This window comes from Acetatifactor sp., assembly GCF_982438285.1.
In genome coordinates, this window is the sequence record NZ_CEWDFQ010000073.1 from 1 (window position 1) to 11,313 (window position 11,313).

Sequence of the window (11,313 nt, forward strand, 5' to 3'; positions counted from 1 at the left end):
TATCTGGTCTGTCTGCCTTTTCTTCTTTGCAATATCATTTTACATTTCAGCGGTGTTTTTTATGGATTTTTCATTTGTAAGAAATATTTGTTTTACATAATACCGTTTGAAAGCTATTTGAATGATTAAGCTAAAATGAGCCTCCTTCCGGCAGAACTTTACATTGGAGGCTTATTTTATACCCGATGGGGTGCAAAAAGCCGTGTAATACATATATTTGCACCTTATCGGGTATAATATTATCGATAGAAGATTGACTTTATACCCGTTAGGGTGTAAAATATACATAAATTTGTGCAAGGGAGGCCATCGTACCGTGAATAAAATTGCCAGGTTTATCAAAGAAAACAGGAAAGCCGCCGGACTGACACAGGAGGAGTTTGCCGCCCGCAGTGGGCTGGGGCTTCGCTTTATCCGGGAACTTGAGCAGGGAAAAGAAACGGTTAGAATGGATAAGGTCAATGCCGCTCTTGCCATGTTTGATATGGAAGCGGTACCCGGCAGAAAGGATGATAAATAATGGACGCATTCAGAACAGCCTATGTTCATATCCGAAACGTTTTTGCCGGAATGCTTTGTGAAACGGATGAAGGGTATTCCTTCTCCTATGATGAGCAGTATTTAAGCCGGCAAGATGCAAGCGCCGTATCCCTTACTTTGCCGCTTTCTGAAAAAACATATACATCCAAAACGCTGTTCCCATTCTTTGACGGATTGCTCCCCGAAGGATGGCTGCTCGGCGTTGTGAGTCGGAACTGGAAAATAGACGTCAAAGACAGGTTCGGATTGCTGCTGGTGGCCTGCAAGGACGGAATCGGCAATGTCAGCATCAGGGAGGAACGCATATGAATTGTTTATGCTGTGGGAAACCGCTTCGCACCGAAGATACGCATTCCGGCTGGCACAAAAGCTGTATCAGGCGGTTTTTTGGAACAATCGAACTTCCTGAAATTGCCATCGATGAGGCCACATTTGAAGCCCTTGCAACCGAAAGCACCAACAAAGGTTATACCGTTCCTGGCGTTCAAAAAAAGCTGTCTTTGCATCTGTTTGCCGAAGGAAACACGCCAAGGCTCACACTGGTGAATTATCCTACGGGCTATATCCTGAAGCCGCAGGTTTCGGAATTTGAAGCGCTTCCGCAGGCTGAGCATCTCGTTATGTGCATGGCGGATGCCGCAGGGATCTCCACCGTGCCCCATGCGCTCATCATGGGAAAAGACAGTCCGGCATATATTACAAAAAGAGTGGATCGTATCTTTATGAAAAACAAAATGCAGATGCTTGCGATGGAGGATTTCTGCCAGCTTGATCTGCGCCTGACGCAGGATAAGTATAAGGGCTCTTATGAGCGCTGCGCAAAGATTATTGAGCGGTATTCGTTCCGCAAGGGGCTCGATATAACCGAGCTCTATCTGCGCTTGGTGTTTTCATTCCTCGTCGGCAACTCGGATATGCATCTGAAGAAATTTTCCCTCATCGAGACAGAAGAGGGAAGCGGGAAATATGTACTTTCTCCCGCATACGACCTGCTTCCGGTCAATGTCATCATGCCGGAGGACAAAGAGCAATTCGCCCTTGCCATGAACGGCAAAAAAACACATATCCGCAGAAAGGATTTTCTGGTCTTTGCGGAGGAATGCGGCATGACACGAAGCTCTGCCGAAAAAATGATCGCAATGCTGGTGTCTAAAAAAGAGAAGCTTCTTGCCATGTGCCAAAACTCCCGGCTGCCGGAGCACCTGAAAGAACGCCTTGCAAGCCTGATCGAAGAACGGGCGGGTATCTTGGAGGGCTAAACTGCAATTTTGAAACTCGCACATTCGTAAAACGAATTCTCCTTTGGTACAATGACGGTAGCAAAGGAGGTCTTGCGTTATGGAAAAAGCAATATTAGTTATACTATAAGTAATGCGTGTTGCGGCAATGGGAGGATGTAATCCATGTTTATCGGCAGAGAGCGTGAACTTGCAACGCTGAATAAGCTGTACGCATCGGACAGGTTTGAATTTGTAGTAATATATGGCCGTCGCCGTGTCGGCAAAACGGCGCTGATCAGCCAGTTTATTGATGCCAAAAACGCCATTTATTTTATGGGCATCGAAAAGCCTCGCTTCCACTATTCAGCTTTTGATCAATCGGTACAAGGACTCTTCCAAACTAATGCTGATCCTCTGCGGCTCGTCGATGTCCTATATGGAAGATCATGTCCTCGCCTACAAAGCGCCGCTTTATGGCAGACGGACGGCACAGATGAAAATTCTTCCCTTTGACTTTGAAGAGACCTGCCATTATTTCAAAAATTTCACAGCAGAAGAAAAAGCCTATGTGTATGGAATTGTAGGCGAAATACCGCAGTATCTGCTTCAAATAAGCGATAAGCTGAGCACTGAAGACAATATTAAAAATACATTCCTGAACCCCAACTCCGCCCTGTTTGAAGAGCCGGGAAACCTGCTCAAGCAGGAGGTGCGGGAACCGGCGCTCTATAATGCGATCATCACGGCGATTGCTGCCGGCGCTTCCCGTATGTCGGAGATATCCGGTAAGGCAGGGGAAAACACAAATATTTGCTCCGCCTATATAAAAAACCTGATTTCCCTTGGTATTATCGAAAAAGAAACGCCATACGGTGAAAAAGCATCCCGGAAGGCGATTTACTCTATTGCGGACAATATGTTCCGCTTTTGGTATCGTTTTGTACCGGAAAACAATTCGATTATCGCCCGTGGTGCTGGCGACTTGGCATACAAGCGCATCGAGCCGTATCTGTCCGACTATATGGGCAAGGTGTTTGAGGAAATCTGCAAGCAGTATCTCTGGAAGCTGTTGCTGAACGGAGAATGTCAGGTGGAGTTTTCCTCCCTCGGGCGTTGGTGGGGCAACGATCCCAAAGAAAAACGTCAGACTGAAATTGATATTCTCGCCGAAGAGGATAAAAACACTGCCCTTTTCGGGGAGTGCAAGTGGACGAATGAGAAGGTTGATCTCGGCGTTTTGGAAACCCTCATCAAGCGCAGTGAGCTGTTTTCCTATCAAAATATTCACTACTATCTCTTTGCCAAAACCGGCTTTACCAAGGGTTGCATCGACCGGGCAAATGAGATGGGCAATGTGACGCTGGTGAGTTATAAGGGTATTATGAGCAGAATGCAATAAAGCGATCAGGTGTTAAGTGAAAACCTTCAAAAGTCATCTCTAAGATTACAAATCAAATATTCATATGAGAACAAGCTAAAAAGAGGGAGTCGCTCTATCATCTAATTTGATAATTTTGCGACGCCCTCAGCCGAAAATCGGGTAATTTTTAGATCGGGCGCAAAAAAAGAAAAATCCGGCAACCCACATGGTTACTGGATTTTTGATAGCGGAGCCGGAGGGATTCGAACCCTCGTGCCCCGGAGGGCTAACGCATTTCGAGTGCGCCCCGTTATGACCGCTTCGATACGGCTCCCCGCTGATTTCTCAACACACCTTATTCTAATGGAAAATGCGTTTTTTGGCAAGACCTGTTTTGACTGAATTAACAATCAGGGAATCCTTTTATTTTACGTCCCATACCCCTTCCTTTAGGAGGGGTATGGGACAAACCACATGCTGAGGGATTATTTCCTATCTTTTTAATTTTCTTGCACAGAAGAGTGCGCCCGCTAAGAAGATCACAGCCATGATTCCGGCGATGGGAAGCGCTTCGCCTGTTTTAGGGGAAAGGGCTGTTGTGACGGTGGAGGCTGCGGCGGCCTCTGCACCGCTGTTTCCTGTATCACTGCTGCTGCCGGTTTCACCGGAGTCTGTGTCTGAAAGCTCTACTACAACAATGGGAGAGAAGGAAGTGAAGGTTACGGTCATATAACCGTCCTGTGTCACTGTTGCTGTGAGATGCTCCCAATTTTCCGGAACAGTGGGATCCTTGCCGTCAGGCAGGTGAAGCACCACATAGCGGTTGCCCGCTTTTACGGACGGAATCTGGAGCGTGACCTGGATTCCCTGGGCAAGCTGTTCCGGGGTCACTCCCGCTACCTCCACATCCATTGCGGCCAGAATGGTTCTTGACTGTTCGTTGGCGAAGGCATTGCTCACTGTATTTTTCGCTTCCGTGTATTTCTCAATGGAAAGCTCCGAAGAGGTTACGGTTAACGGGGTGCCGTCTGCTGCGACAGCAGTGATGCTCTCTACCGCGTTGTACATCTGGGATGCTTCCGCTTCCTGTGTGGTGGCAGAGGTCATTTTCACCACCAGAACCGGGAGATTGGCGGGAAGATAAGTAAATACAGCGGATACATATCCCTCCGCGGGGACAGCTGCAGCCAGCTGCTCCCAGCCGCCATTGGCATTTTGATAAAACATGGCATAGCTGTCACTTCCTTTGGCAGAGGGCAAAAAGAAGGTGACAAAGACTCCCTGGGAAAGCTGTTGTTGCGTCGCATCGGAAACAGTCACGCTGGCAGCACACGCAACGGACTCATACTTCAAATCAGTAATCGGCGCGTTCATTGCTGCATTTTTTCCTGCGGCGTAGACTTCATCGGAAAGCGGCAGGGCGGTAATGTTAAGTATGGTTCCGTCCGCTGCATCTGCGCCGATCTCCGCAAGGACATTATACATTTCTTCCGCTTCAGAAGGACCCTCGGGGGTCGTCACATCGCCTCCGGAGACGTCCCCTCCGGAAACGGTTTCTGCCGCTTTGGCTACGGGGCTTTGAGACACATTTAAGGTCATGCCAAATACAAGCGCCATGGCCAGGGCAAAGCTGATTATTTTAGCAGATTTTTTCATTGGATTTCTCCTCCTTTCCTCATAATCATGTGGTTATATCAAGCCTTACGGCAGGATACCGCGGTCATTGAGCAGTACGCCCTGTACCAGATAGCGTCTTTCGGACCTGCCTCCCACGCAGGTGGATAAGGTCAACAGCCTGTCCTTTTCTGTCACCTGGATATCTTCCGCCATGCTGCCCCCCTGGGCGCAGGCAGCCTTGATTTCTTCGAGATATTCTGAAAAGCCATCCTCTGACGCCGTGTCATACCCAAGCAGCAGATGCACGTTGCTGAATTCATAAGCGGCAAAAACCCTGTAAATCAGGGTAGAGTCGTCTGTGTAGATAAAAATATAAGGATGCTTCTCAAAATACTGTGTATCTGCAAATTGGTGCAGTCCTGCAAACATGGAGCCATCCTTCATATTATGTCCGTATAGGACGGTATTTCGGTCGTCAAAATTTTTGCTGTTGTAATTTTCGGTATAAATGCAGCCGGGGTATCCCCTTGTGCCGTCAAGATTATAATTCAGATAATAGGTATTATCCTCCGGATGCTGCAAAATGGGATAATCAATTTCCGTACCGGGAATGGTAATCCAGGCATAGATATCAGGATTGACCTCTCTTCTGAGAGCATCCAGATCAAGATTTCTTTCGGGAAGCTCTATGCCAAGCTGATCAGCCAGGAGCTGTAAGGCTTCTTCGGGATCTGCTTCCTGGGAGGAGGCAGGGACTGTATCAGCTTCCTCTTTGTACCCGGAGGTTTCTTCCTGTGCGGTTTCCTGGGTGGAAAGGGTTTGCTCTGCAAGCGCCTGGAACCTTTGCTCCGCCTGTTTCTTTACGTAATAATGGTATCCAAATATGCAGAGACAGACTGCGGCTCCCATTACACAGAGGATCAGCAGCAGCTTCCATATTCGCTTATTTTTTTCATTTTCCTGCGGCGTCTGATCCATAAATTACTCCTGGCCCGATAAAATATTTTATATTTTATTATACAGCAAAATAAAAAATTATTCTATATAAATATGTTTATAATACCGCAGTTTTCTGCAAAAACCATGCAAAATACATTCCGGGATTTTCTTCTGCGAAAAAAGTTGTACGGATTTTTAATATGGGCTATAATAAAAAGAAATAGAAGGCCGCCCAGGCGGCAGGATGGAGGAAAGACATGAAAAGAATCGGTATGTTAACCAGCGGCGGAGACTGTCAGGCGTTAAATGCAGCCATGAGAGGCGTTGTGAAAACCCTTGTAAACAGCAAGGAGGATGTGGAAATCTACGGATTTTTGGACGGCTATAAGGGTTTGATTTACGGTAACTTCCGCATGCTCACCGGCAAGGATTTTTCAGGCATTCTGACTAAGGGCGGCACAATCCTGGGAACCTCCCGCACACCCTTTAAAACCATCCGGGAGCCGGATGAAAACGGGCTGGACAAGGTGGAGGCCATGAAGCAGAATTATTATAAGCTGCAGTTAAACTGTCTTGTGATTTTGGGAGGGAACGGCACCCATAAGACAGCCAATCTCCTCAGGGAGGAAGGTCTGAATGTGGTTACCCTGCCAAAGACCATTGACAATGATCTCTGGGGCACGGATATGACCTTTGGCTTCCAGAGCGCCGTGGACATTGCAACGGACGCCATTGACTGCATCCACACTACTGCCGCCTCCCATGGACGTGTTTTCATTGTGGAGGTAATGGGGCACAAGGTGGGCTGGCTTACGCTGAACGCGGGCATGGCCGGCGGCGCGGATATCATTCTGATTCCAGAAATTCCCTATGACATTGATAAGGTGATAGATAAAATAGAAGAAAGGGATGCCAACGGCAGCCGCTTTACCATCATTGCGGTGGCGGAGGGCGCAATGTCCAAGGCGGACACAAAGCTTTCCAAAAAAGAGTACAAGGAAAAAATGAAGAAATACCCCTATCCCTCCGTGTCCTACGAGGTGGCGGCAGCCATTCAGGAAAAGACCGGAAGGGAGGTACGGGTTACCGTTCCGGGACATATGCAGCGGGGAGGAAGCCCCTGCCCCTATGACCGTGTGTTTGCCAGCAGGCTTGGCTCTGAGGCAGGCAAGCTGATTTTGGATGATCAGTACGGCTTTATGGTGGGCTATAAAAACCGGGAGATCGTGCGGGTGCCCTTGGAGGAGGTTGCCGGAAAGCTTAAGACTATTTCTCCCGACGCTTCCATTGTACAGGAGGCAAAGCTTCTTGGCATTTCCTTTGGGGACTAAAATAAAGTGAGGTTGGTAACACCATGTCATATACAGCGCTATACCGCAAGTTTCGTCCGGATACCTTTGCGGACGTCAAGGGCCAGGATCACATCGTGACCACACTGCGCAATCAGCTTAGGGCCGGCAGGATCGGCCATGCCTATCTGTTCACGGGGACCAGGGGGACGGGAAAGACTACCGTTGCCAAGATTTTTGCTAAAACGGTAAACTGTGAGCATCCAAGTGAGGACGGGCCTTGCGGAGAGTGCCGCAGCTGCAGGGCGATCGCCGCTGGAGCCAGTATGAATGTCATCGAGATAGACGCGGCCTCCAACAACGGTGTGGATAATATCAGAGAGATTGTGGAGGAGGTTTCTTATTCCCCGGCGGAGGGGAAATATAAGGTTTATATTATCGACGAGGTGCATATGCTCTCCATAGGAGCCTTTAACGCCCTGTTAAAAACCTTGGAGGAGCCTCCTTCCTATGTTATTTTCATACTGGCAACAACAGAGGTGCATAAGCTTCCCATCACCATTTTGTCAAGGTGCCAGAGATATGATTTCAAGCGCATTTCCATAGACACCATTACGGCCCGGATGAGGGAGCTGGTGGATGTGGAGAAAACAGTGGTGGAGGAAAAGGCGCTGCGCTATATTGCCAAGGCGGCGGACGGCTCCATGCGGGACGCTTTGAGCCTTCTGGATCAGTGCATTGCCTTTCACCTGGGAAAGGAGCTCACCTACGACAATGTGCTGGATGTACTGGGAGCGGTGGACACGGAGGTGTTTAGCAGACTGTTTCGCCATGTGCTGGACCGGGATGTGTTAGGCTGCATCGGGCTGCTGGAGGAAATTGTGATGCAGGGAAGAGAGCTGGTGCAGTTTGTCACGGATTTTACCTGGTATCTGCGCAACCTTCTTTTGGTAAGCTCTTCAGATCAGCTTGAGGATGTGATAGATATGTCCTCGGAAAATTTAAGCCGGCTAAAGGAAGAGGCCCAGAGAGCGGATGCGGAAACGATCATACGATATATCCGTATTTTTTCGGAGCTGGCGGGACAAATCCGCTATGCCTCTCAAAAGCGTATTTTGGTGGAGATTGCCCTGATCAAGCTGTGCAAGCCTGAAATGGAGACAAGCCAGGATGCGGTTTTAGACCGGATACGCCAGGTGGAGGATAAGGTGGAACAGGGAATCGCTGCCTTTGAGGAGAGAGGAAGCATCGTCTTTTCCGGCCAAGGGTCAAAGGGAGGACTGGGACAGGGAAAGGAAGCCCCGGTACGGGAAAAACCAAAACCTCCGAAAGCGATTCCTGAAGATATCCGCCAGATTGTGGCAAAATGGCCTTCCATTGCGGGAAGTGCGGACAATCCCATGAAGATGTATCTGAAATCAGCCCGCTTAAGCCTGGGCGGTGACAACCGGCTTTTGGTGGTGCTGGAGGATGGGCCGGCGTCGGATTATTTTACCGGGCATCCACAGAATAAAGAGCAGCTGGAGCTTTTACTGGCAGACTTCTGCGGCAAGGAGGTGGAGGTTGCCATACAGACTGTAGGCGGGCGAAAAGAGTTTGAGGACAATTATCCCGATCTGTCCCAGCTGATTCATATGGAAATTGAGGAAGAGGACTGATTTCCCGTTTTTTTCTTGCGCAGGAAAGGGTCTTAGTGTATAGTTGAAAAGAAAAAGAATGTTAAAAGATAAACGGAGGAACAGATTATGGCGAAACGGGGAGGCTTTCCCGGGGGCGGTATGCCCGGAAATATGACCAATCTGATGAAGCAGGCCCAGAGAATGCAGCGTCAGATGGAAGAAGGACAAAAGGAGCTGGAAACCAAGGCGTTTACTGCTGCTTCCGGCGGCGGAGCCGTTGAAGTGACGGTAAACGGCAAGAAGGAGATTCTTAGCGTGAAGCTGTCCGAAGAGGTGGTGGATCCGGAGGATGTGGAGATGCTGCAGGATTTGATTGTGGCGGCTGCAAATGAAGCGCTGCGCAAGGCGGATGAGGCAAATGCGGAGCTGATGAATAAGATGACCGGAGGACTTGGAGGAGGATTTCCGTTCTGATGGACCTTTACAGCGGACATATCAATAAATTGATTGATGAGCTTGCGGCGCTTCCCGGCATCGGCAGCAAATCAGCCCAGCGGCTGGCTTTTCATTTGATCAACATGCCACAGGAAAAGGTGAAACATCTGGCGGAGGTTATGGTTGAGGCCAGGGAGAACGTCCGCTACTGTAAGGAATGCTTTACCTTGACAGACCGGGAGCTGTGCCCGGTCTGCGCCAATGAAAACCGAAACCACAAGCTGATTATGGTGGTGGAAAATACCAGAGACCTGGCGGCCTATGAGAAAACGGGAAGATATGACGGGGTTTATCATGTGCTCCACGGGGCCATATCGCCCATGCTGGGAATCGGACCGGGTGATATCAGGCTGAAGGAACTGATGGCACGCCTCCAGGATGATGTGGAGGAAGTGATTATTGCCACCAACTCAAGCCTTGAGGGAGAGACTACCGCCATGTATCTTGCAAAGCTGATTAAGCCTACAGGAATTAAGGTTACAAGAATTGCCAGCGGGGTGCCTGTGGGCGGTGATCTGGAATATATTGACGAAGTGACGCTGCTTCGGGCGCTGGAGGGCCGGGTAGAGCTGTGATGCTTCCGGAAGCAGCTGGCTGCGCTGGAAATCTTAGGGAAGGAGCATTAGTGTATGGCAGTGGAAAAAAGTGTATTTGGGAAGGGGTTAAACGGGGAAGAAATCATGCTGTATACCTTAAAAAACAGTAAGGGAATGCAGGCATGTGTGACAAATTTAGGAGCTATTCTGGTGCGGCTGATCGTGCCAGATGGCCAGGGAAACGGGGCGGATGTGGTTCTTGGCTTTGACAGGGCGGAGGACTATTTTGGAAATCCCAGTTTTTTTGGCGCTGTGATCGGACCAAGCGCTAACCGCATTGGAGGCGCCGCTTTCTCGCTGGATGGAGCGGACTATGCTCTGGATGTAAATGACGGGCCGAATAATCTGCACAGCCACAAGGAAAAGGGATATCATAAAAAACTTTGGTCGGCCCAGGTTTCTCAAAGCAGCGTAACCTTTTCCCTGGAGGATGCTGACGGAAATATGGGCTTTCCGGGCAGAAAAAAGGTGCAGGTAACCTATTCTCTGGATGAGAATAACGCATTGACGCTGCATTATCATGGCAGCAGTGACAAGAGAACGATTCTCAATCTGACGAATCATACTTATTTTAATCTGGACGGACATGACAGCGGCAGCATAGAAGCACATACGCTGTGGCTGAATGCCTCCCGCTATACGCCGGTGGTTCAGGGAAGCATTCCCACGGGAGAAATTGCGGCTGTGGCGGGGACCCCGATGGATTTCACGGAGGAAAAGACAGTGGGGCAGGATATCAATGCGGATTTTGAACAGCTGAAGCTGACAGGCGGCTTTGACCACAACTGGGTTCTTGACGGCTGGGATGGTACCCTTCGGCTCTTTGCCGTGGTGAAGGGACCCAAGAGCGGAAGGGTTATGAAAACATACACAACCCTTCCCGGCGTACAGTTTTATGCGGGTAATTTTATAGACCCTCAGATGGGAAAAGAGGGCGCTTCCTATGGGAAACGCAGTGGACTGTGTCTTGAGACCCAGTATTTTCCGGATTCTGTTCATCATCCCCAGTTTCCTTCCTGTATTTTTGGCGGAGAGAACGGGCGGGATTATGATTCGGTGACAGTGTACCGCTTTGAATAGTGTGCCGTCTTGCAGAAAGAGCCCGCAAAGAATGTCGAACGCTTTTTTGGCCGGTACGACAAAGAATGCTAAAATACCTCGCATGCCGATGCTATATTGATAGAAACGGTATGGGAGGTGTTTTTATGGAATTGCCAAAAAATATTACACAGATTGGAGAATCGGACCGAAGCTGCAAAATTTATGTGGAAGATTATGTCATTTCTTATATGAAGCAGATGAATCTTTTGGCCCAAAACAAGGATATGGCTGTTGCCCTGTATGGTGTGAGGAAAGAGGAAAATGAGGTTTCCTATCTTTTTTTGTACGGTGCATGCAAGCTGGACTTTCTGCAGCGGGAGAGCAGACATTTGTCCCAGGCACAGCAGCAGGAAATTGAACGTCTGCGGAAAAAATATTTTGCGGATTATCAGTTTATGGGCTACCGCCTCCTGAATGGAGAGATGATCGAGGGCTTCCACATCTGTGAACAGGGCGTGTGCAGGTATGTGTCAGGGTATGCACAGTTTTATGAGAAGAATGACAGTATGCTGGCTTATATGCTGGACACCAGACAGG

At 48.9% G+C, this 11,313-nt stretch carries 13 protein-coding genes and 1 tRNA gene; 11 read left to right on the forward strand and 3 right to left on the reverse strand.

Going from position 1 to position 11,313, the window contains the following annotated elements; genetic code table 11:
* The first annotated feature begins 316 nt into the window (after positions 1 to 316).
* The 5 genes from AC1WIP_RS05455 to AC1WIP_RS05475 all read left to right on the forward strand — a co-directional run bounded on the left by AC1WIP_RS05455 (position 317) and on the right by AC1WIP_RS05475 (position 3,159).
* Positions 317 to 520 carry a type II toxin-antitoxin system Y4mF family antitoxin gene (locus AC1WIP_RS05455; RefSeq protein ID WP_318705538.1) on the forward strand — a complete coding sequence of 68 codons (204 nt, stop codon included), beginning with the start codon at positions 317 to 319 and terminating at the stop codon, positions 518 to 520.
* Positions 520 to 849, forward strand: coding sequence for a HipA N-terminal domain-containing protein (locus tag AC1WIP_RS05460; RefSeq protein WP_481140870.1), 330 nt, complete (start codon positions 520 to 522; stop codon positions 847 to 849). The genes AC1WIP_RS05455 and AC1WIP_RS05460 overlap by 1 nt, the downstream gene beginning before the upstream one ends.
* Positions 846 to 1,799: a type II toxin-antitoxin system HipA family toxin gene (locus AC1WIP_RS05465; protein ID WP_481140871.1), complete on the forward strand. Its 954-nt coding sequence runs from the start codon at positions 846 to 848 to the stop codon at positions 1,797 to 1,799. Before AC1WIP_RS05460 ends, AC1WIP_RS05465 begins: the two co-directional genes overlap by 4 nt.
* 144 nt (positions 1,800 to 1,943) lie before the next feature.
* Positions 1,944 to 2,273, forward strand: coding sequence for an ATP-binding protein (locus AC1WIP_RS05470; protein WP_481140872.1), 330 nt, complete (start codon positions 1,944 to 1,946; stop codon positions 2,271 to 2,273).
* Positions 2,254 to 3,159 carry an ATP-binding protein gene (locus AC1WIP_RS05475; RefSeq protein ID WP_481140873.1) on the forward strand — a complete coding sequence of 302 codons (906 nt, stop codon included), beginning with the start codon at positions 2,254 to 2,256 and terminating at the stop codon, positions 3,157 to 3,159. Before AC1WIP_RS05470 ends, AC1WIP_RS05475 begins: the two co-directional genes overlap by 20 nt.
* A gap of 209 nt (positions 3,160 to 3,368) precedes the next feature.
* Here AC1WIP_RS05475 and AC1WIP_RS05480 read toward each other — a convergent pair.
* The 3 genes from AC1WIP_RS05480 to srtB all read right to left on the reverse strand — a co-directional run bounded on the left by AC1WIP_RS05480 (position 3,369) and on the right by srtB (position 5,715).
* Positions 3,369 to 3,454, reverse strand: a tRNA-Ser gene (locus tag AC1WIP_RS05480).
* Between the two features lie 158 nt (positions 3,455 to 3,612).
* Positions 3,613 to 4,776: a hypothetical protein gene (locus AC1WIP_RS05485; protein WP_481140874.1), complete on the reverse strand. Its 1,164-nt coding sequence runs from the start codon at positions 4,774 to 4,776 to the stop codon at positions 3,613 to 3,615.
* A 45-nt stretch (positions 4,777 to 4,821) separates the two neighbouring features.
* The gene (gene srtB, locus AC1WIP_RS05490; RefSeq protein WP_481140875.1) at positions 4,822 to 5,715 is read right to left on the reverse strand and encodes a class B sortase; all 894 of its coding nucleotides are present in this window, start codon (positions 5,713 to 5,715) and stop codon (positions 4,822 to 4,824) included.
* Between the two features lie 218 nt (positions 5,716 to 5,933).
* Here srtB and AC1WIP_RS05495 point away from each other — a divergent pair, with 218 nt between their 5' ends.
* The 6 genes from AC1WIP_RS05495 to AC1WIP_RS05520 form a co-directional block, all read left to right on the forward strand.
* Entirely contained in the window at positions 5,934 to 7,007 is a 1,074-nt protein-coding gene (locus tag AC1WIP_RS05495) for a 6-phosphofructokinase (RefSeq protein ID WP_481140877.1), read from the forward strand.
* Positions 7,008 to 7,030: 23 nt separating this feature from the next.
* Positions 7,031 to 8,623, forward strand: a complete 1,593-nt coding sequence (gene dnaX, locus AC1WIP_RS05500; protein ID WP_481140878.1) for a DNA polymerase III subunit gamma/tau — start codon at positions 7,031 to 7,033, stop codon at positions 8,621 to 8,623.
* An 87-nt stretch (positions 8,624 to 8,710) separates the two neighbouring features.
* Entirely contained in the window at positions 8,711 to 9,058 is a 348-nt protein-coding gene (locus tag AC1WIP_RS05505; protein WP_481140879.1) for a YbaB/EbfC family nucleoid-associated protein, read from the forward strand.
* Entirely contained in the window at positions 9,058 to 9,654 is a 597-nt protein-coding gene (gene recR / locus AC1WIP_RS05510; RefSeq protein ID WP_481140880.1) for a recombination mediator RecR, read from the forward strand. The genes AC1WIP_RS05505 and recR overlap by 1 nt, the downstream gene beginning before the upstream one ends.
* A gap of 54 nt (positions 9,655 to 9,708) precedes the next feature.
* Positions 9,709 to 10,755 carry an aldose epimerase family protein gene (locus AC1WIP_RS05515; protein WP_481140881.1) on the forward strand — a complete coding sequence of 349 codons (1,047 nt, stop codon included), beginning with the start codon at positions 9,709 to 9,711 and terminating at the stop codon, positions 10,753 to 10,755.
* Positions 10,756 to 10,880: 125 nt separating this feature from the next.
* The coding region (locus AC1WIP_RS05520; protein ID WP_481140882.1) for a hypothetical protein at positions 10,881 to 11,313 on the forward strand (433 nt) is incomplete at its 3' end.